Source organism: Mycobacterium sp. NGS66, assembly GCF_059812225.1.
The window spans coordinates 215,141-236,204 of the sequence record NZ_JCALCG010000006.1 but is presented as its reverse complement, the minus strand read 5'-3'; the positions used below and the strand labels follow the sequence as shown (position 1 = coordinate 236,204).

Here is a 21,064-nt window from a genome sequence, read left to right as displayed (position 1 = left end):
CTTGCCGTTAGCGCCCGTAGAGCGTCTTCTTCCATACCGTCGCCAGCGTGGCGATGGCTTCCTGATCGCTGATCCGAAGGCCTAGTCCCGCCGGATCGGGCCGCAGTACCACACTGGTGAACTGTTCGAACAACAGGGCGATGGCAGCGGCGGTGTGTTGCGGGTTCAGGTCGTGACCGTAGCCCTGTTGCTGGGCGTGCAGCACGGAAGCGGCGACGATGTCCATTCCGAAGCGCCGGAATTCGTTCTGCAGCGCGGCGAAGCGTTGCTGGGTGGCGCCGAGCTGGGCGATGGCCACCATGATGCCGATGTTCTGCTTGAAGATGTTCCAATACCCGGTCACCACCGAGTCGAAGAACTCGCTGTCGTCCGGTGATTGTGGCAGCGCAACCGACAGCCGGGCCGACGAGAGCACGTCATGGAGAAAGGACGTCGCCAGGGCGGCCAGTAGATCTTCCTTGTCGGCGAAGTAGCGGTAGAACACCGCCGAGGACTTGCCCGCTGCCGAGGTGATGTCGGCCAGCGTGGTGCCGTGAAAGCCGCGCTCGGCAAACAGCTTCCGGGCGGCCTGCTCGATCGCCTCCCGGGTTCGCTGGCCCTTCGCCGTCAGCGCCGGCGCTGCTTGCGGAGACACTTAGCCACGGATCCGGTCGCCGGCGCGCAGCAGAGCGCTGGGCAGATCGTGGCCGACAGCGGAGCGCGCGACTTCCGCCGCCTTGATTGCGGCCTGCAGGTCGACGTCGACCCCGATATCGCTGTCGCGCAACAAATACACCAGGTCCTCGGTCGCGATGTTGCCGGTGGCTCCCGGTGCGAACGGGCAACCGCCCAGCCCGCCCACGGACGCGTCCAGCCGGGTGACGCCGGCGGTGACCGCCGCATAGGCGCTGGCCAGCCCGGCTCCGCGGGTGTTGTGGAAATGGCCGCCCAGTGGCATGTCCCCGATCACTGGACGCAGTTGGGAGACAAGCGAAGTCACCCGCTTCGGGGTGGTGGTACCGATGGTGTCGGCGATCGAGAACCGGTCGACGCCGTGGTGGCGGGCGGCCGCGGCGATATCGAGTACCCGCTGCGGTGGGGTGGGGCCCTCGAACGGAGAATCCCACGCGGTGGCGACGATGACCTCGACCGTGACGTCACTGTCGTGCGCGATGGCGACGATCTCAGCGATCTGGGCGGTGGCCTGCGCACTGGTGCGCCCGACGTTGGCCATGCTGAAGGCGTCGTCGGCGGCCACCACGAATTCGATCGAACGCAGTCCGGCGGCGATGGCCCGTCTGGCGCCGTTGGGGCTGGCGACCAGGGCGGAGAATTCGATGTCGGGGTAGTGGCGCAGCTCGGCCGCCAACCCTGCGGCGTCGGCCATCGACGGCACCTTCGACGGGGAGACGAACGCCGTGGCTTCCACCTCGCGCACTCCGGTGGCGGCCACCGCGGCCAGCAATTCCAGCTTGGCCGACAATGGGATTGGCTTCTCGATCTGCAGGCCGTCGCGCAGCGATACCTCGCGAATGTCGACGTGTTGATTCACAGCACCTCCTCGGCGCGTAGCTCTGCGAGCTCCTCGGCCGTCTTACCCAGCAGTCCGACATAGACGTCGTCGTTGTGCTGGCCGGGATGTGCGGGACCGGCGTTGCGGACGGCGCCGGGTGATTTCGAGAGCACCGGCACGATCCCCGGGCCGAGGACGTTTCGCTCGATCCGCTCGTCGAAGTGGTCCACCAGCATGCCGCGGGCCCGCAGCTGAGGGTCGTTGACGACTTCGGCGACGGTGTTGATCGGTCCCGCGATAACGCCTGCAGCGCTGAGCGTTTCGATGATCTCGCCGGGGTGCCGTTCGGCCGCCCACGCGCCGATGATCTCGTCGAGCTCGTCCTGATTGCGGCCGCGTGCGCCGTGGGTGGCGAACCGGTCGTCGGTGGCCAGCTCGGGACGGCCCATCGCCTTGCACAACCGGGCGAAAACGGTGTCCTGGTTGGCCGCGATCACCACCCAGGAGCCGTCGGCGCTGCGGTAGATGTTCGACGGCGCGATGCCTTCCAGCCGGGTGCCCGACGGACCGCGGACCACGCCGCCAACGTCGTAGTCGGGGATGGTGGATTCTTGTACCGCCAAACAGGATTCGGTGAGCGCGACGTCGACCACCTGGCCATGACCGGTGATGCTGCGGCGATACAGGGCGGCGAGCGCACCCTGGGCGCCGAACATGCCCGCCAGGCTGTCGCCCAAGGACAGCGCCAGGCGCGGCGGCGGACCGCCGGGAAACCCGTTGAGGTGCCGCAGCCCGCTGGCTGCCTCGGCCACCGAGGCATAGCCGGCCTTGTGCGCCTCCGGCCCGGTCTGGCCGTAGCCGGAGACCCGGACCAGGATGATGCCCGAATTGCGTTCGCTCAGCGCGTCGTAGCCCAGGTTCCACTTCTCCAGCGTGCCCGGGCGGAAGTTCTCCACCACGATGTCGGACTTCTCGACGAGTTCCAGAAACAGCTCCCGGCCGCGGGGGCGGCGCAGATCCAGCGTGATCGCCCGCTTGTTGCGTGCGTGCACCGTCCAGAACACATGGTGTCCGTCGACTTCGGCTTGCCCCCAGGTGCGCAACGGGTCCGGGGCGCCGGGCGGTTCCACCTTGATGACGTCGGCACCCATGTCGCCGAGCAGTCGTCCGGCGAACGGCCCGGCGATCAAGGTGCCCAACTCGAGCACCCGGACGCCGTCCAAAGGTCCCGCGGGTGCGGTCATCCGGCGCTCGCGAAGTCGTGGCGGACCAGCCAGTCGGTCGCGATGTCGACGGCGCGGCGCAGCTTGTCGCGCTGTTCGGGGCCCGCGTAATAGTGTGTGGCGCCGGGGATTTCGTACATCTCCTTGTCGGGATGACCGATCGCGTCGAACAGCCGCCGGGTATGGCTGGGCGTGCAGGCGTCGTCGGCCAGGTTACCGATCACCAACGCCGGGATCGCGATGTCGCGCCCGCAGGCCACTCCGTCGCCGCGGGCCTCGTCGTAGCTCCATTGGGACAACCACCCGCGCAGCGTGGAGAAGCGGGCCAGCCCGACCGGGCTCATGTTCACCACTCGAGGATCCCCCAGATAGCAGGTGCCCGGCGTGCGTTCGTTGGGATCGACGGCGGGGTCCAGCCAGCGCGGGTCGGCCATGGTGCCGTGTACGACGAAGCAGTATTCGTCGTCGGGGCGCCCGTCGGCCTTCAGCTCCGCCAGTTTTGCGCGGACCCACGCGGTGATCCGGCGGTTGCGGTCGATCTGCGCCTGGCGGTAGCGGGCCAGAAACTCCTCGGAGTAGGGCGGCTGGTTGGGGTTGTCCGGGTTGTACAGGTCGAGCTCCGGATCGCGCTTGGTCGGGTCGGACTCGTCGAGGATCGACGCGTCCAGCCACTCGGTCAGCGTGCCATGCCGGCTGATATGCGCGGCCAGCAACATGATTCCGTCGGCGGGCGGCAGGTCGAGCGCGGTGAGGTCGGGGCCGTCGCCGGACGGACTGGACCTGATCGTCGGGTGCTGGGCCTGCTGTTGGTAGAACACCGACAGCGAGCCGCCGCCGCTCCACCCGGCCAGCACCACCTTCTGGTAGCCCAACCGCTTCTTGGCGTCCTTGATGCATTCGCCGAGATCCTCGACCACCTTCTCCATCAGCAGCGCCGAATCCGTGCCGCGAAATCGGCTGTTGCAGTAGATGACATGGTGGCCGGCGCGGGCCAGCGCGTTGATCATCGGCAGGTAGGCTCCGCCGCCGATGGGGTGCATGAACACCAGCACGGTGTCGGACGGCCGGTCCTTCGGCCTGAGCAGGTAGCTTTCCAGCACGGTGATCTCGGCCAGGCCGCCGTAGACGTCGCGGACGCCCGAATTGTTCTGGAAGGCAACGATATAGGGGATTCTGTCGTACTCGTACTTGACGGCGTGCTGCATCAGTGTTGCCCCAGGTCGTGTGCCAGCACCTCGGGTGACGGTGTCAGGCGCTTGCGGGTGTCGACGGCGATCACCTGCCAGTCGACGGTCGAGTATTCGTCGAACTTGCGGCGAGTGCGTTCGCGTGCCTTTTCCGGTGCGCCGTGGTGAACCCCTTGCGGCGCATGGGATATCAGCCCCGGTGGCATCGGAATGCCGTACAGCGAACCGCCGTGGAAGAACGCGATCTCGTCGTAGTCGACGTTGCGGTGATACCAGGGGGTGCGCTCGGTGCCGGCGACGCCTTCGGCGGGTTTGGGCAAAAAGTTCATCACGTACACACCGGTGGCCTGCATGAACAGATGCACTGTCGGCGGCAGGTGGACGCTGTCGGAGGTGATCACGTTGTAGTCGGCGATGTTGAAGGTGAACGCGAAGTTGTCGCCGCGCCACCCTTCCACATCGATCGGATTGTGTTGGTAGTAAAGGGTTGTCGGGCCGCCCTCGTGCACCAGCCGGACTTCGTATTCGTCTCGGTCGTCGTCGTCCAGCGGGGCCGGTTCGGGGATGGTGGCCTGCGACGGGTCGAACGGGAAGTGCCGGCCGAGCTGTCCGGGCGGCGGTACCCGGAACTCGTCGGTGGCCTCGATCATCAGCAGCGTGGTCTCGCTATCGGGCACCTGACGCCACGTGCACGCTTTCGGAAGGTAAACCCAGTCACCCTGGCGGTAGCGCAGCGGCCCGAATTCGGTCTCCAGCAGACCGGCGCCGGCGTGTACGAAGCACAGCAGGTCGCCGTCGACGTGGCGGCAGTAAAACGGCATTGCGTCATGCCGGCGGCTCAACAGGATCCGGCAGTCGACGTTGCCGAACATCAGCAGGGGCCCACCGTTAGGGTCGGTCGCGTCACTGGGTTTCAGTTCGCCGGCGAGCACGTCGAGCGGACGCAGCGGGCCCACGGCGCGGTAGGCGGTGGGGTCGTGGCGGCGGTAGAGGTTGGCGGTCCGCCCGGTGAAACCGCCGCGGCCCAACTCGTCGTCTTTGAGGCCGTCCAGATCCGCGTGAAGTCGACGCGGCGTCTTCCCTTTTCGCAAGTGAACGAAGGATTCCATGGAGGTGCTTCCTGGGCTGGTGAAACGCGAGGCGCGGAAAAAACTGAAAGTGATATTACTTTCTCTTTTAGCAACGCACAAGGGGCGCGCCGCGCATGCGGAGCGGTTATCCCGTGCCCATCCCGCCACGACCCAACACCGCAATCAACCGGTAACGCCCAAACGGAGTGCCCTCCACCACAAGCCTCCCGGCAAACTGCGATTCAGCCACACCTTAAGCCCGTCGCGTCACCTGGCGTTGGACTTCCGCGCAAACCACCCAGACGCGGGTCTTTCGGGCGTCGAAAGTGGGCGATATGCAGGCGTTTTGGCCGGCGACGTTAGTCGCGGACGCGCAGCACCACTTTGCCTTTGGCGGTGCGATTCTCCAGCGACCCGACGGCCGCGGCGGCTTCGTCGAGCGGATAAACCACCGGCTCGGGCGGAGACAACCGCCCGGAGGTGAGCAGGTCCTCCAGCCCGGCCCACTGCTCGGCGAGTGCCCCTGGATGCGTTGCCGTCCAGGCGCCCCACCCGACGCCCACCACGTCAATGTTGTTGAGCAGCAGGCGGTTTACCTTCACAGTCGGAATGTCACCGCCGGTGAAGCCGATCACCAGCAGCCGGCCGCCCGGGGCCAGCGAGCGCAGCGAGTCGGTCATCCGGTCGCCGCCGACGGGGTCGACGACGACGTCCACGCCCCGTCCGTTCGTCAACTCCTTGACCGCGTCCTTGAAGCCGTCGGCCAACACCACGTCGGTCGCCCCGGCCGCCGTCGCGATCCGTCCCTTTTCCTCGGTGCTGACCACGGCGATGGTGCGCGACGCCTCCAGTGCCGGCGCCAGCCGCAGCGCCGACGTTCCGATCCCGCCCGCGGCCCCATGCACCAGCACCGTCTCGCCCTGCTGTAGCCGGCCGCGCACGGTCAGCGCGAAGTAGACGGTCAGGTCGTTGAACAGCACTCCGGCGCCGGCCTCGAAGGTGATGTTGTCCGGCAACCGAAAGGTCCGGTCGGGCGCCAAGATCGCGACCTCGGCCATGCCGCCGGTGAGCATCGTCAAGCCGACGACGCGGTCGCCCGGCTGCCACTGGCTGCCGTCCGGTGCCGTTCGGACCACGCCGGCGATCTCGGCGCCCAGCACGAACGGCGGGTTCGGCTTGTACTGATACAGGCCCCGGGTGAGCAGTGCGTCGGGGAAGGCCACGCCGGCGGCATGCACATCGACGACTACGCCGTCACCGGCGGGCTCGTCGACCTCCACCACTTCGATCGCTTCCGGACCGTCAAGCCGTGTCACCCGTGCCGCGCGCATGCCGAAAGGGTACTTGCGGCTCAGAAGCCGCCCGCGACCCGCACCACCGCCCGGCCGGCGAACGCCCCTTCCCGAAGCTGCGCGATCACGTCGAGGACGTCCTTGACGTCCACGTCGGAGGTGATCGAGTCCAGCCGACGCGGCCGCAATGCGCCGCCGAGCCGGTCCCAGAGTTCCCGGCGCCGGCCGATGGGCATCTGGACGGAGTCCATCCCCAGCAACGCGACACCGCGCAGGATGAACGGCATCACGGTGGTGTGCAGCGCGGCGCCGCCGGTCAGCCCGCTGGCGGCCACCGCGCCGCCGTAGTCGACGGCGCTGAGCACGTCGGCCAGCGTCGCGCCGCCCACACAGTCCACCGCGGCGGCCCAGCGCGCCTTGGCCAGTGGCCGCGGCTTGGCGTCCGGGTCGGCGGGGAGCCGGCCGATAACCTCAGCGGCGCCAAGGCTTTTCAGTCGGTCTTCGGCTTCGGATTTGCCGGTCGATGCCACCACCTGGTAGCCGGCGGCGGACAACAGGTCCACGCTGACCGACCCGACGCCGCCGGAGGCGCCGGTGACGACCACGGGCCCCGCGTCGGTAGCGACGCCCCAGTCGATGAGCGCCTGCACGCTCATCGCGGCGGTGAATCCGGCGGTGCCGATCGCGGCGCCGTCGCGCGGGCTCAACGACCCGAGTGCCACCACTTGGTCGGCGGGCAGTCTCGCGTACTCGGCATAGCCGCCGTGGTGTCCGGTGCCGATCTGGTAGCCGTGGGCGAGCACCGCGTCGCCCACGTTGAACTCGGGTGAAGTCGACTCGACGACCTCGCCGGTCAGGTCGATGCCCGGAACGACGGGGTAGTTGCGCACCACACCGCCACCGGGGGTGAGTGCCAGCGCGTCCTTGAAGTTGACGCTCGAATACAGCACCCGGATCGTCACGTCACCGGGCGGCAAATCGGCGGCTTTCAGTGTCTCGACCGACGCGGTGATGCGGTCGCCGTCTTGGCGCGCGACCAGCGCTCGAAAGGTGTCCATGATGCGACGCTAACCTCTGCTGATGGATTCCTTCCCCCTTGCCGGATTTTCGGTCAGCCGGATCGGCTTCGGCGCGATGCAGCTGCCGGGCCCGAACGCGTTCGGTCCGCCGCGGGACCGAGACGAGGCGCGGGCGGTGCTGCGGCGGGCCGTCGAACTCGGCGTCGACCACATCGACACCGCCCAGTTCTACGGCCCCGACGTCGCCAACGAGCTGATCCGTGCGGCGCTGCACCCGTATCCGTCGAACCTGGCGCTGGCAAGTAAGGTCGGTGCCCGCCGGGACGACGCTGGGGGATGGCTACCGGCCGCGGAACCCGCCGAATTGCGCCAAGACATCGAAGCCAACTTGCGCACCCTCGGTGTGGACCAACTGGCGGTGGTCAACCTGCGGCTGATGGACGGCGCAGGGGCGGATCAGCATTTTGATGAACAGCTTTCAACGATGATCGCCGCTCGCGACGAAGGGCTGATCGGCGGGATCGGGCTGAGCAACGTGAAGCACGAGCACCTGCTGCATGCCCTGGGCCGCACCGAAATCGCCTGTGTGCAAAACGCTTTCAACCTCGTTCACCGCTCGTCGGCGGACGTGCTGGACGAATGCCGTACGCGGGGAATTGCTTTCGTCCCGTTCTTCCCGCTGGGATCGGCGTTCTCGCCGTCGAATCCGGTTTTGGGCAACGAGGTGATTCAACGGGCCGCCGCGCAACTCGGCCGCACTCCGGCCCAGGTCGCGTTGGCGTGGACGCTCAGCGTTGCCCCCAACATCCTGCTGATCCCGGGCACGTCGTCGGTGGGGCATCTCGAGGAGAACATGGCTGCGGCCGACATCGAATTCGACGACGACACTCGCGCGCAGCTGAACGCAGTCGCCCGCTGAGTGACATCCTCAGTTGGATGCAAGAGCCGCAACCACTTTCGTCACCAACGCGGAGCCAAGACCGTAAGCTCCGCCAACCGCGTAGACGTGCTTACGTCGTGGCATCGATGCGTTTCGTCGGTCAACACCGCGGCGCCAGCCACAGGTCGTCGGTGGAATCAGTCGGCTGACCCGCGGCGCCGCCGGCCCCGGTCTGCAGCACGAGGTCAAACGCCTCGCTGCGAATTCGCCGATCGGTGTAGAGCAGCACCAAGACACCGGAACCAAACGGCGCGGTGATGATTTGGGCGACCATAGCGCCGAGGCTGGTGATCACCATCGTCCCCATTACCAGAACTGTCGAAGGCGACCGATTCATCAGCACCAGCGTCCCAAGAGCGAACGGGACAGCCACCGCATTGGAAACAATGGTGGTCACGAGCCAGGCCAGCACTCGGATGCCGAGCACGCGCCAAAACGAGCCGCGCACCAGCGCAAACGACCGCTTGATCGCCGCCGCGATGGTCTTCCGCTCCAACACAATTGCCACCGGGGCAAAGCTGAGCGTGGTGTACAGGTAGACCAACGCGACGATTAGTCCGGTGGCCAGCAGAAGGCCGATCGCCAAAGAGGCTGCCCAACTGCTTCCGGCGACGAGACCGCCGAGAACTGCCAAGACGACCGTGGCGACAAGCAGCACGACGCCGCCGACAAATTTGACTGCCACCAGACCGATTAGCGGGAGCAGTCGTCCGCGGACCCTCGCCCAAGTCTCACCGATTGTGATGCGGGTGCCGAAGACCGCTCGACCAACGATAACGGTCAGCAAGCCGCTCAGCACCGTTCCGGAAAGCCAGCTGAGTAACGAGGTCCCGCTCCTCAATAGGAAGGACCATCCTGAAGCGTCACCGCCGGCCGCGGGCGCGTCGTGCGGCCGCGGAGCGATGAACTGGGTCCCGAGGTGCTGGATCAGGAAGAGTTGCCCGATCACGGTCATGAGTTGCACGGCGACCACCACGATGGCGGTCAGCCCGAGCGTCGCCTTCAGGTTGCTGCGAATGAAGGCGACTGCGCCGTTGAAGATGTCGCTGAGCGATAGCGGTCGCAGCGGCACGATACCGGGCTTGACCTCCGGCCGCGGCGGCTGTGGGGATGCGGCGTACTGGCCGCCCGGCCGCGGCTCGCCCAACGGGGAATACCAATGCGCCACCGTAGGCGAAGTGCCGGTCGCGGGGGCTATTGCGTGGTCGTCGGTTGTGGACATGGCCTAATCTCTTTTCAGTGTTTGGGGTTGGGGATGGCGCATAGGGCCAGCTAGAACGGGCGCTATGGCGGGCTGGGTGGCCGAAGTCAGAATCTGGCGACGCGCTTGGCGGATACTTGGCGACGGCTTGGCCACCATGGGCACATGTTTGCTGGGGCAATCGCTCGGCCGTCGGCTGGCCGTGGGCGGCCAGGGTGCACCGGGCGCGAAAGAGCGGCGTTGTAGAGGGCTGTGATTTTTAGCTGTGGCACGGTCGCAGCAGGTCTAGTATCTCTGGACAGACCAAGGGTGACGGTGCCGGTGTCAGACGCGCGTGGGCGTGCGGGCGTGTCGGGGAGGCAGCGATGAGCGACGGCGACGCGGACGATTTAGGCGCCGGTTCGCAGTTCGGTCCCTACCGGCTAAAGCGTTTGCTGGGTCGCGGCGGCATGGGTGAGGTGTTCGAGGCCGAGGACACCGGCATGCAGCGCATCGTCGCCTTGAAGGTCATGTCGGGGCCCCATGCGGCAGACGCGGAGTTCAAAAAGCGTCTGCAGCGCGAGGCGCGAGTGGCCGGACGGCTGCAGGAGCCGCATGTGGTGCCCGTGCACACCGCCGGCGAGATCGACGGACGGCTGTATGTCGATATGCGCCTGATCGGTGGCAATGATTTGGCGACCATCTTGGACCGCTCGGGACCCCTGGAGCCGGCGCGGGCGGTGGGCATCGTGCGCCAAATCGCGGCGGCTTTGGATGCCGCCCACGCGGCCGGGATCATCCATCGCGATGTCAAACCGGCCAACATATTGCTCACCGACGACGACTTCGCCTATCTGGTGGATTTCGGCATCGCAAGTGCGCTCACTGAGGAAAAGCTCACCCAGGTCGGCGACGTGTTGGGGACCTGGGCCTACATGGCCCCCGAGCGCTTCCTCGGCGACCCCGCCATGATCACCCACAGCGTCGATATCTACGCGCTGGCCTGCGTGCTGTATGAACTGCTGACCGGGTCGCCGCCCTACGGTGGCGACCGCGTGAGTTTGATGGGCGCGCACCTGACCCAGCCCATCCCAGAGCCAAGCTTGCGGCACCCAAAGATCCCTCGGGCCCTCGACAAGGTGATCGCCCGAGGAATGGCCAAAAACCAAGATGACCGCTACCCGAGCGCGGGGGAGCTGGCACGGGCGGCTGCGGCAGCCATTGCCGTCGGCGCGACCCCCGCCGACCCCCCGGCGCCAACCGTCATCGAGGCATCCGATGCTGCCGATACTGACGTCACGCGAACGACCGCGCCACCCGGCGAAACCGGTAGCCGCGCAGGCGCCCACAGACAGCCGGCGGCGGCGCAGCGACGTTGGCTACCGATCACCGTTGCTGCGGCGGTCCTCGTCATGGCCGCCGTCGGCGTCGGTGCCTGGGGCCTGACCGGCCGCGGATCTACCTCTCACAAAACCGGCACGCAGACCACTACCACCGTGTCGCCGACCCCCCCGCGTTCCAACCTGACCGCCGCCGATGTCGAGCTGCTCAAGGTCGTGCCCACCGGGTACAGCCGCAAAAACTGCCAGCACCAAAACGCTGGTTTCGGCGCTGACGCCTCGCTGGCATGCCTGCAGAATCCGACCACAGGCGATGGGGTGGCGCAGTTTTGGCACTTCCCCAAGATCGATGACCTGACAGATCTTTACCAGAGGTTTATCTCCACCTGGCACACCACCAGCTGCCCGGGCGACCCACCCGGCCCGGACGCATCATGGAGTCGGCCCTCGTATCACGGCGGCAGGCCGGCCGGCCGGGTTGCGTGCTACACCGATCTCTCGGTCAAGGCGCCGGCGGTGATCTTCACCAACACCGACACTGCCGTCATGGCACAGTTCGTCTACACCGATCCCCCTGGCATTGATGCTCGCAACTACACAGCGGCTCATGGCGGTCCAGATCGAGACCGTCCGGTGGACCCTGACTTCTTCACCCCGGCAGATCTCGACCTGTTCAAAAAGACAGGCCACGCTTCCTACACGGAGGCCAACTGCCGCCACGCAGACCCACAGGGCGCCATGAATGCCTACCTGACATGCGCCCCGAACGTGAAAACCGGAGCACCGCCGGCCGCCATATTCTCCCTTCCGGACCAGACAACCGCCCTTATCGCGTGGGACACCGTGGCGAAGGCATTGACACCACACCGCTGCGGCGCACCGCCCGACGCGGGCGGCGACGACGCGTGGCTGAATCACCGAGGAAACACAATCGGCCGATATGCGTGCTACACCGAAGGGCCCGGCGCCCGAAACCTGCCCGCACTGACCGCCATCGACCGCGAATTCGGATTCGCAAGCTTTACATTTATCGCGCAGCCCGGCTGTCCGTATCCGCTCCCGAAAGACGAGCGGACCCTGACGGATTGGTTTATCAACATATTCACTGCGTGATTCGCCGAGTGCCGCTCGAATGCGATGAGGCGATCTCCCATGGACGCCACGAAGCGCAGTTAGCGGTCGCCATATTGCACAGGAGAATAACAGCGGCCACCTTTGCCGATTTCGCGTTCACGTCGAATGCTGCACTGCCATACTTGACGTCGTCAGCCCATCTTGACATCGCCAAACGCTGATCGTGAGGTACCACCATGTACCGAATTCAGGTTCAGACTGCGAGCCGGATTTGGACGTTCGACGAGCGCAAGGTTTTGCGGGTCGGCGGTGCCGAGGACGCCGACGTCAAGCTGGACCGGCCGGGCGTTTCCAGCACGCATGCCGAGCTGCGGCCCACCGATACGGGATGGGAACTGCACGATTGTGGCAGTGATTCGGGAACCTGGGTGGACGACGCGCGAGTCACCGACCTTCCGCTGGGTCCCTCGACAGCCGTGCGGTTCGGCGCGCCAGACGGCGATGGAGTGGATGCCGTCATCAAGGTCGAACAGCCCGCAACCACACCTGTCGACAGGTCGGGCACACCAGGGGAAGCGACGGACGTCGACGCGACGCTGGTCTATACCGATACGTCGGCGAAGCTGCCCGTTGGCGGAATATTGGTTCGTACCAGGGCCGGCGACAAGCGCTTCGTTCCCCCAGGCCCCGTGCGGATCGGTCGGGGATCCGATCTCGAGGTCGTCGTCGATGATCAGGTCGTCTCGCGCAACCACGCCGTGCTTGAACACCGCGCGGACGGATGGTGGTACCAGGACAGCTCCAGGTCCGGCTCTTATGTCGATGGCAAGCGCATCACCAGCAAGCTGATCGCCGAGCCGACTGAGGTGCACCTTGGCCACCCGACGGGGGGGTACACGTTGTCGCTGGTGCCGATGGTGGGGATCTCGGCCGCGCAGCGCGCTATCGCCGCAAAACGCCGGCGCAGCATGGCGATCCGGGCCGCGTCCATCGTAGGTGTGCTCGCAGTAGTCGCTGCGGGAGTCACCGCGGTGGTGCTGCTATCCGGCGGCAACCACCCGCGCGGTTTGAGCGCAGCACACCTGGAGCGGGCCAAGCGCGCAAGCGTGCAAATCGTCGCCACCGAAGCTGACGGTGGGCCCTTGTGGAAGGGATCGGGGACCATCATCAGTGCGGATGGGCTGATCTTGACCAACGCGCACGTCGGCCATCCCAGCGCGCTCCCAAAAGGAGACCCCGGCAACGGTCCCGACGCTGCGGTGTACTTGATCGCCCTGGCCAAAGACGACGCCACCCCGGCCGTGCCGAAATACCGCGCGATCCCGATCGTGTCCGACGGCTATCTCGACATCGCGGTGATGAAAATCAACGCGCTACAGGACGGCGGCGCCCTGCCCAGGGGACCCCTCGGATTACCGGAACCCGTGCCGATCGGTGACAGCAACGCCCTTCATACGGGAGATCACATCACCGCGCTGGGCTATCCCGCATTAACCTCCGGCCCGCGCGAGGTTGCCGGCCCGCTGACGATCACCAGCGGTGATGTGGCGTCCTGGGAGTCCGATCCGGACACGCACACCGACCGGTTCTGGATCGATAGCACAGAGCGACTTGGGTCGGGCAACTCCGGCGGCGCTTCGATCAACGACGCCGGCGAGCTGATCGGAATAAACTCCGCCGTCGTGGCAGCCGAGAAATCGGGGGGTTCAAAAGGCGAATTCACTTCCGGGTCCTCGCTGATCCGACCGGTGGCGCTCGCCGCCGATGTGGTTCGGATCGCGCGCAACGGCGGCGACCCGAAATATATATCGCCGTACTTTGCCAAGCTGCCGCACCTGGATGCGAACGCGACGGCGAAAGCGGCGGGCTGGTCGAAAAAATCCTCGCCGGACTGCAGCGGAAACAGCACAGAACAGCAGCCGCAGATCCTGCCGGGCGTCGCCCCCAACGACGTAATCCATGCAAACTTCCAAGTCGCGGGCATACCCAACGGCACGCCGTTCAAAATTGAGTTCATCGCTGATGACAAACAGACCCTTCTGTTCAAAGCGGAAGGTAAATGGAGATTGGACACTGCCTCACAATGCGTCAACGGGAGCCTCAAGGTTGTGCCGGGAATCGGCGGCGCTTTCGCGGTCCTGATTATTGGCCCCCAAAATGAGATCAAGGCAGTCAATCCAGTGAAATTCGGCCCTTCTTGATGCGATGGCGCGGGCTTGTCGGCGAGACGTCGCAACGGCGCTTACCAAAGCATTGGCGCCGTGCCGGGCTTGACGTTCTACGTCTTACTCGTGGGCAGGCTCGGGTCCTCGATGTGCCCGTCGTCCTCGTGGTGGATCTGGAAGGTGAATTCGTGGTCGCCTATTCGGATTTGGTCGCCGTCGGCAAGGCTGGTCGGATTAACGATTCGTTGTCCCCCAACGTAAACACCGTTGGCTGAGCCCATATCGCTGATCACGAAAATTGCGCCGGTGTCGATGATCACCGCGTGATGGCGGCTGACGTTGGGGTCGCTCAGGACGATGTCATTACTGGCAAGCCGCCCGATGCGGGTGGCTCCGCCGCGCAGAGCGTGGATTTGTCCCGACGCTGCGGTGAGTCGTGCGGTAGGAGAGCCCTGCGTGGCCGTGCCGTGTCGCTCGATGCTGGTGGCGGTGTCGATCGCCGTTTTTTGCGCGGCTTGTTTCAGGTCGATTGGCTCCTGACGAAGGATTCGTTCGTGCAGGGCGCGAAGTGTCGGGGTCGGGTCGATGCCGAGTTCCTCCGCAAGGGTGTTCTTCAGGCGCTGATAAGCCTCGAGGGCGTCGGTTTGCCGATCTGATACGTAGTACGCGGTAATCAGCTGCTCCCACAGCGGCTCCCGATAGGGATGCTCGGCGGTCAGCGCTTCCAGCTCCCTGATCACCGCATAAGCACGGCCGCATGCCATTTCGGATTCCGCCAGGGCGGTATAGACAAGCAGCTTATCCTCGGTCATCGCGGCGTCGAATGGCCCGACGAACGGGAACTCGGCGAGATCTTCCAGCGTCTCTCCGCGCCACTCGGTCAGTGCCGCCGACAGATGGGTGCAGGCTTGCTCGAATTCGCGGGCGGCGGCCGCCCGGACACCAGCAGTCTTTTCGATGATGAACCTGCCTACGTCGCAACTTGTTTCGGCAACGTTGAGCCGGTAGCCCGGTGGCGCGTAGGCGAGGACCTGGCGACCGTCGATGCCGGCTCTGGCCATGAGCCTGCGCAGATTAGACACATACGCCTGCAGGCCGGCACGGGCCTCGGGCGGAGGTTTTTCCTCCCACACCGAATTGATGAGCGAGTCTTCTCGCACGGTGCGATTGCGGTTGACGAGCAACAAGGCAAGCACGGCGCGCTGCTTTGGGGTGCCCAACGGCACGCTGGTGCCATCGATCGTCAACTGCAGCGGGCCCAACACTCCGTATCCGAGACGGTGGTCGGCCATCGCAGATGTCCTTCCCGTAGCAGCCGTCAAGCCTGTCCAAACAATCTTCGCTGGCTGACGATGATTCCCAACGCGCAACGGCGAAACTCGCGCAAGGGAGTGCCCGACAATACTCCCGCATCGGCATCGCGGCGTCCTGGACCGAGGCGGCTTTCGGCTCGGCTTCGTCGGGCCAAGGGTAGGGCCACGGTCAACGCAGATCACCTATCGACTATTTCGTTAACGGACTGAGTCGCTCGCGCGGGATTTATGTTGCGGCGTAGCTCAATTGGTTTGCGCCGCGAATTTCGGTAGAGACGCAGAACCCGAGCAGAGCCTGTCACGGGACTAATCCGCCGTTGGCGGCGCAACTGGGGGCCACGTTTGCTGGAGCAAGGTCCGGGCGGTCGACTACCCGGGTAGCCGCGTATGACGCAAGTGGCGTTGCAGAGGGCCGCGACATTTAGCTGTGGCGCGGTCGCGGCAGGTCTAATATCTCTTGGACAGACCTGGGCGACGAGCCTGTGTCTGGCGCGCATGTAAGTGCGGGCGGGTCGGGGAGGCGGCGATGAGCGACGGCGATACGGACGGTTTAGGCGCGGGTTCGCGGTTCGGTCCCTATCGGCTCACGCGTTTGCTGGGCCGCGGCGGCATGGGTGAGGTGTTCGAGGCCGAGGACACCGTGATGGGCCGCGTGGTGGCGCTCAAACTCATGTCGGAGCGTTACGCGCATGACCCAGAGTTCAAGAAGCGCCTGCAGCGCGAGGCACGTGTGGCGGGGCGGCTGCACGAGCCGCATGTGGTGCCCGTGCACACCGTCGGCGAGATCGATGGGCGGCTGTATGTGGATATGCGCTTGATCCAGGGCACCGATCTGGCGAGCATGCTGGACCGCTCGGGGCCGCTGGAGCCGACGCGGGCCGTGGCGATTTTGCGTCAGATCGCCTCCGCTCTGGACGCGGCTCATGCGGCCGGGATCATCCATCGCGATGTCAAACCGGCCAACATTTTGCTTACCGGCGACGACTTCGCCTATCTAGTGGATTTCGGAATCGCCAGTGCGCTCACCGAGGAAAAGCTCACCCAGGCCGGCGACGTGTTGGGGACCTGGACCTACATGGCGCCCGAACGCTTCGTCGGCGATTCCAACATGATCACCCATAGCGTCGACATCTACGCGCTGGCGTGCGTGCTGTTTGAAATGCTGACCGGCTCGCCACCCTATAGCGGTGACCGCACCAGTCTGATTGGCGCGCACCTGACCCAGCCCATCCCGCAGCCCAGCTCGCGGCGCCCGCAGATCCCAGAGGCGCTCGATCAAGTGGTCGCCCGGGGAATGGCCAAAAACCACGATGACCGCTACCCGAGCGCCGGCGAGCTGGCACGAGGGGCCGCGGCGGCCGTCGCCGTCGCCGCGCCACCGTCTCAGCTCGTGACGGCACCCACTGCCTCGGTTCCAGCCACGCCCACCGACTCAGCAGCACCCACGTGGGTGCCCCACGGTGGCGCTGGCACCGCCGGACCACCGTCTCCGCCTTCGCGCCCACTGCCGCCCCCACCCTCATCTCCCTATTGGGCCCCACCGTTTGGACCCACCCCGGCACCCGCACCCAAGCGCCGCCGTCGATGGATTCCGATCGCGGCGGCCGCCGTGGCCGTCGTCGCGGTGCTGAGCGGACTCGGGATCTGGCGGCTAAATGGCGGCAAACCCACGCAGGCGGCCGACATCAGCAATCTCGACGTGGGTCATTACGAGACGAAGCCGCGCACGCTGACGGGCCCCGCGACCGAATCGGAGGGCCGGTATCTCGCGAGTTATCGCTTGGCTGAGGGTTTCGCCAATCCCTACGACATCGACCCAAAACTGGATCACCTCTACGGAGTGGCCACACCCGATCCGCAAACCGCCGCCAAAAATCTCGGCGGCACCGGGATCCCGCTCGTGCAACCGGTGCTGGAGAAGTACGGCATGATCAGCGCCTACATCCTCGATGGAATATCAAAACGGATGACGGACTACGTCCGCGATAAGAGCGGGGACTTTCTGCGGCTCATGCTGACAAGCTTCCCGAACCCCGACGCGGCCGCTCGGGCCGCTACCGAGATGGACGACACCGATTTCGCGGTCAATCCCGAGAACCGACACCTCACGATTCCGGGATATCCGCAGGCCAAGGCACATTGGCGGCCGGGTTACGCTTCGATGGCGGCGACCATGGCCCATGGCTTTTTCGTCGTATCGATTGAAAACGGCAACTCCAGCGCGCGGGGTCTGAACGATTTGATGCCGCGGGTGCAACGCACTCTCGATCTACAAGTACCGCTGATGGATCGGCTCCTACCGGGCGGAAATGTCGGTTCACTACCCCTCGATCCCGATCACATGCTCAGCCGGCTTTTCGTCGCGGGAGAACAGCCGAAGATATCGGTCGACTACGGCAGCATCGGTCCTCGGGCGGTCGTCATATGCGCCGAGAGCCAAGCCGTCAGAGAGCGGCTGCTAGAGCAAGCCGGGGTCGATCGGTGCGCCTTCACCGTCAGCGGTCAACTGCTACGGGCCCAAGATGACGCTGCGGCGAGTGCGCTGCTGCCCAAGCTCGTGCAAGCCAACTCCGCGGAGTTTGTCGACCACGAGGTGGCACCGCCTGAGCGGGTCACGAGCGCCCGATGCTTCGAACAGAAGAAGATCATCTGGTCAGACAACGCGAATGTTCGCTTTGCTTGTTGGGTTTCGTTTGGGCGGTATGTCGCCGTGGTCTTTAGCAACGAGGAAAAGGATGCGCGGCAGCGCGCGGCTGCTCAGTACGCGATTCTTGTGAACAGCGCTTGACGCAGTATCGAGTCCAGACACTGGTCAGTGCCGCCGCGGTCGCTGGACAAGCGGCCGTCAGGTCGACCACTTCCACGAAGTCATGACGAATTCGTAGTCCGGTAGGGCGTCGTTGAAGTCTGCTGGCGGCGTGACCGTCAATTGGACTAAATACTCGGCGTCGTGGTGCCGGACCATCAGGAGTCTTACCCGCGATTCGGGGCTGGCCGGAGGGGTCTTGTCCGCTGGAATGGTGACTGTGAAGCGTGCCGCGGGCTCGCCGTCGACGCTCGTCGACTCGATACCGCCCGCATCCAGAACCGCTTTGAGCTGCTTGACCAGTCGTTTCTCCTCGAGTTCGGCGGATTCATTAAGCGTGCGGCCGCGGTATTCCGGCTGCACCAGGCCGACTCTGAAGTCGACGTCATGACCGGCGTACGTCAGCTTGATCAGCGCGCTCTGCTGTGATTCGGCCCGCCAACCATTCGGCAGGGCGACGATGAAGCTGCCGTCCGAGGCCGTTGCGGTCTGCCCGGAGGCGCGGCTGGACGTTGTGGTGGTCGGCGTGGTCGTGGTTGTGGTGGTTGGTGAGGCGGTCGTCGTCTGGTGAGGATCAGCACCGGGTGCGCAAGCCACCATTATCAGTGTGGACGTAAGCACCGTCGCGGCCGCGACCGCACGCTCCACGGGCAGCCGCTGACAGCGCGACTGTTGTTGCAGCGGACCGGATATCGGCCGAGACGGCCAAATCCGAAACCGGGCGAACCTCTTGGCTCGCAGGTGACGCACGCCGGGAGGATAACACCGGCAAGCTTTCGCCGGTAGCAATTTCGGCACCTACCTGCAAGGTGACGTCAGAAGCCCTACTGACCTTCTGACCGACCCCCGCATTGCGTGGACGTGCGCGCCGGCCAGCTGCAACCGCGACGACGTCACGTAGAAGTCGCATAAAAGCGTGCGATTGCCGTCTGCCCGTGCTCCCCAGCTTTAGAGCGGCCAATCGGGCTGCGGCGACGGGAACGACACCATCATGGACCTTACCGACGAAGTCAGAGCTTGTGAAAGCGCTCGCATGACGCTTACCGCGTCACCGAAAAGTGCTACGGCACAACCTAAGCCACCTACCGGTGCGACAGCCCGTCCGAGTCCGACGGCGACTCCGATTACTGAACCGAACGTCGTTCTTTGCAGCGCCGGGGACACCGTGTTGCCACGGACTCGACGGTGGATAGCGGCGAGTCGAGCCGCAGCGTCGGCTTTGCATCGGATCCTTGCCACGGCATTGGCCGATTCAGAGCCTAAGCGGTCCAGTTGTCCGTCGCGTTGCGCGTATCTCGAGAACGCGCGCATGGGACGTGAAATGGATCGATTGTGACAGATGCCGACGTGCGCAGGGCTGAGCCGCGCCGATGACCGAATGCGGTTGATACCAGCGAATACCGTGGGTCGCACTCGCGAATGTCGTTGCGCAGCAGGTATTTACCACGCACCCATGGGCCTGCAGGCAGGCCGGTATCACCCGTCGATGGCCGAACCGCCAGCCAGCTTGCCGTGCATCCGTCGGGTCCATGCCGATGCCAAGCACTTGCCAAGTGCAGCCCGAAATTCTGAGCACGCCCACCCACGGTGATCCACCGCAGTCGAACCGATTTGGAAATGCTCAGATGACCGCAGTCACTCACTCGCACATCGTCGACGACGCCGAGCTGGTCCGCGCCGCCCGCCGCGATCGGCACGCCTTTGCCGCGATCTATGAGCGTTACGCCGACCGGCTGTACGCATACTGCCTCGGACAGCTTGCCGACCGCGACGCCGCCGCGGACTGCGTGCAGGAAACGTTTTACGAGGCGGCTCGCGACCTGGCGACGCTGCGTAACCCGGCCAACCTACGGCCGTGGCTGTATGGCATCGCCCGCCATCAGGTGATTCGGTGCGTCCGCCAGAACCGCCGAGAAGAAGTCCGCGACCGGCTGCCCGATCAGATCTCCGGTGAGAGCGGTCCATCCACGGTGATCCGGCGCCGCGAACTGGCTGCATACGGGAGCATCATCATGACCCCAAATAACAGTCCCGCACCAAGGCCATACACGACTGAGGCGACGAGGCTGCGGCCCTCGGAGTAAACGAAGCCCATGCAGATGCCAAACGGCACCCCGGTCTGGAGGAAGATCAACAGGCAGAACTTGCGGAGGCTGATCGATTGTGGTTCGTTGCGCCCGTTCATCTGGTGTTCTCCGTAATCGCGCGTCACCCGTGTTTGTGCGACGTCCTTAGTGTGGGCATTGGCGGCCCGGTGAGGGCACACTTTTGGAAAATCTCGGCCGGTACGGGTGGCGCCATGCCTTTGCCAAGTACTTGCCAAGTGCCGCCGCGGATTCTAAGCATGTGCAATGGGCAACCCGCCGAACCGAACCGATGAGAAGCCCTGCGATGACATCCGCCACGAGAAAGAGGATGTGATGACGTACCCCCGCGATGAGGCACAGTCGCCACCGAGCGGCGCGCTCGCTGTGATCGCAAGTGTGCTTGCCTTGGCGGGCAGCATATTTTGGGCCTTCTACACGGTGGCCGGTTTGCTGTCGCTACTTCACCGCTCGGATCCACCCCAGATCGTGACCCACGCCAATGGCAGCCTGAGCTTCTACCCACCGGGCATATGGATCGGATGGACAGCGCTCGTCGAAGTCGTGGTCGCGACGACCATGTTGTTATCGGGTGGGATACTTCTGCTGATGCGCCGGCTGGTCGGCCGATGGCTGATCCTCATCGGTTGTGTCGCCGCCGTCGCGAACCTATTCCATCCACTTGTCGCGAGCTCGTACTACTACGAGTCTGTCTCTGACCTTGATTATTTCCTTGCCGCATTTCCTTTGTTCACTGCGGCGTTCGCATTCGCACCATCGACAAAACTGTGGTGTGAATCTTCGCGGCGCGGCCCAGCCCTCGGCGGCTCCCAACCCGGCGAACCGGGTTAACCCAGCCGTGACAGCTCTGGCACGGCT

16 protein-coding genes and 1 pseudogene are annotated in these 21,064 nt (G+C 65.2%); 7 read left to right on the top strand and 10 right to left on the bottom strand.

The genetic code is table 11. The features are described from left to right. Window positions 1-7 precede the first annotated feature (7 nt). The 7 genes from AC5Y2L_RS14540 to AC5Y2L_RS14510 all read right to left on the bottom strand — a co-directional run bounded on the left by AC5Y2L_RS14540 (window position 8) and on the right by AC5Y2L_RS14510 (window position 7,322). Complete coding sequence (locus AC5Y2L_RS14540; protein WP_499935852.1) at window positions 8-634, bottom strand: TetR/AcrR family transcriptional regulator; 627 nt, start codon at window positions 632-634, stop codon at window positions 8-10. After that, window positions 635-1,531, bottom strand: a complete 897-nt coding sequence (locus tag AC5Y2L_RS14535; protein WP_499935854.1) for a hydroxymethylglutaryl-CoA lyase — start codon at window positions 1,529-1,531, stop codon at window positions 635-637. It lies immediately after the preceding gene. Further along, window positions 1,528-2,736 (bottom strand): CaiB/BaiF CoA transferase family protein, encoded by a 1,209-nt coding sequence (locus tag AC5Y2L_RS14530; RefSeq protein ID WP_499935855.1) that lies wholly within the window; start codon window positions 2,734-2,736, stop codon window positions 1,528-1,530. The genes AC5Y2L_RS14535 and AC5Y2L_RS14530 overlap by 4 nt, the downstream gene beginning before the upstream one ends. Further along, window positions 2,733-3,920 carry an alpha/beta hydrolase family protein gene (locus tag AC5Y2L_RS14525; RefSeq protein WP_499935857.1) on the bottom strand — a complete coding sequence of 396 codons (1,188 nt, stop codon included), beginning with the start codon at window positions 3,918-3,920 and terminating at the stop codon, window positions 2,733-2,735. Before AC5Y2L_RS14525 ends, AC5Y2L_RS14530 begins: the two co-directional genes overlap by 4 nt. After that, window positions 3,920-5,011: a homogentisate 1,2-dioxygenase gene (locus AC5Y2L_RS14520; RefSeq protein WP_499935859.1), complete on the bottom strand. Its 1,092-nt coding sequence runs from the start codon at window positions 5,009-5,011 to the stop codon at window positions 3,920-3,922. Before AC5Y2L_RS14520 ends, AC5Y2L_RS14525 begins: the two co-directional genes overlap by 1 nt. Window positions 5,012-5,331: 320 nt before the next feature. Further along, complete coding sequence (locus AC5Y2L_RS14515; RefSeq protein WP_499935861.1) at window positions 5,332-6,303, bottom strand: NADPH:quinone oxidoreductase family protein; 972 nt, start codon at window positions 6,301-6,303, stop codon at window positions 5,332-5,334. Window positions 6,304-6,323: 20 nt separating this feature from the next. Further along, a complete protein-coding gene (locus tag AC5Y2L_RS14510) occupies window positions 6,324-7,322 on the bottom strand; it encodes an acrylyl-CoA reductase family protein (protein WP_499935863.1) in 999 nt (332 codons plus the stop codon). A gap of 22 nt (window positions 7,323-7,344) precedes the next feature. Between AC5Y2L_RS14510 and AC5Y2L_RS14505 the strand changes: the two genes are divergently transcribed. Then, window positions 7,345-8,202, top strand: coding sequence for an oxidoreductase (locus AC5Y2L_RS14505; RefSeq protein ID WP_499935865.1), 858 nt, complete (start codon window positions 7,345-7,347; stop codon window positions 8,200-8,202). Between the two features lie 121 nt (window positions 8,203-8,323). Here AC5Y2L_RS14505 and AC5Y2L_RS14500 read toward each other — a convergent pair whose 3' ends face one another. Beyond that, window positions 8,324-9,445, bottom strand: coding sequence for a DUF7847 domain-containing protein (locus AC5Y2L_RS14500; RefSeq protein WP_499935866.1), 1,122 nt, complete (start codon window positions 9,443-9,445; stop codon window positions 8,324-8,326). 344 nt (window positions 9,446-9,789) lie between these two features. On the opposite strand from AC5Y2L_RS14500, the gene AC5Y2L_RS14495 reads away from it, so the two are divergent. The 3 genes and pseudogenes from AC5Y2L_RS14495 (at window position 9,790) to AC5Y2L_RS14485 (ending at window position 14,018) form a co-directional block, all read left to right on the top strand. Continuing rightward, window positions 9,790-11,856: a serine/threonine-protein kinase gene (locus tag AC5Y2L_RS14495; protein WP_499935867.1), complete on the top strand. Its 2,067-nt coding sequence runs from the start codon at window positions 9,790-9,792 to the stop codon at window positions 11,854-11,856. A gap of 197 nt (window positions 11,857-12,053) precedes the next feature. Beyond that, window positions 12,054-12,293 (top strand): annotated as a pseudogene (locus AC5Y2L_RS14490) (FHA domain-containing protein); the annotation flags it as partial. Window positions 12,294-12,323: 30 nt separating this feature from the next. Then, on the top strand, window positions 12,324-14,018 hold the full coding sequence (locus AC5Y2L_RS14485; protein WP_499936182.1) for a trypsin-like peptidase domain-containing protein: 1,695 nt from the start codon (window positions 12,324-12,326) through the stop codon (window positions 14,016-14,018). A gap of 77 nt (window positions 14,019-14,095) precedes the next feature. Here AC5Y2L_RS14485 and AC5Y2L_RS14480 read toward each other — a convergent pair whose 3' ends face one another. Continuing rightward, a complete protein-coding gene (locus AC5Y2L_RS14480; protein WP_499935869.1) occupies window positions 14,096-15,274 on the bottom strand; it encodes a BTAD domain-containing putative transcriptional regulator in 1,179 nt (392 codons plus the stop codon). A 547-nt stretch (window positions 15,275-15,821) separates the two neighbouring features. On the opposite strand from AC5Y2L_RS14480, the gene AC5Y2L_RS14475 reads away from it, so the two are divergent. Next, entirely contained in the window at window positions 15,822-18,083 is a 2,262-nt protein-coding gene (locus AC5Y2L_RS14475; RefSeq protein WP_499935870.1) for a serine/threonine-protein kinase, read from the top strand. A gap of 57 nt (window positions 18,084-18,140) precedes the next feature. On the opposite strand, the gene AC5Y2L_RS14470 is transcribed toward AC5Y2L_RS14475, so the two are convergent. Further along, a complete protein-coding gene (locus tag AC5Y2L_RS14470; protein WP_499935872.1) occupies window positions 18,141-18,851 on the bottom strand; it encodes a hypothetical protein in 711 nt (236 codons plus the stop codon). Window positions 18,852-19,726: 875 nt separating this feature from the next. Between AC5Y2L_RS14470 and AC5Y2L_RS14465 the strand changes: the two genes are divergently transcribed. Together AC5Y2L_RS14465 and AC5Y2L_RS14460 are read left to right on the top strand one after the other, a co-directional pair. Continuing rightward, on the top strand, window positions 19,727-20,185 hold the full coding sequence (locus tag AC5Y2L_RS14465) for an RNA polymerase sigma factor (protein WP_499935874.1): 459 nt from the start codon (window positions 19,727-19,729) through the stop codon (window positions 20,183-20,185). Between the two features lie 267 nt (window positions 20,186-20,452). Then, a complete protein-coding gene (locus tag AC5Y2L_RS14460; protein WP_499935875.1) occupies window positions 20,453-21,037 on the top strand; it encodes a hypothetical protein in 585 nt (194 codons plus the stop codon). The last annotated feature ends 27 nt before the right edge of the window (window positions 21,038-21,064 follow it).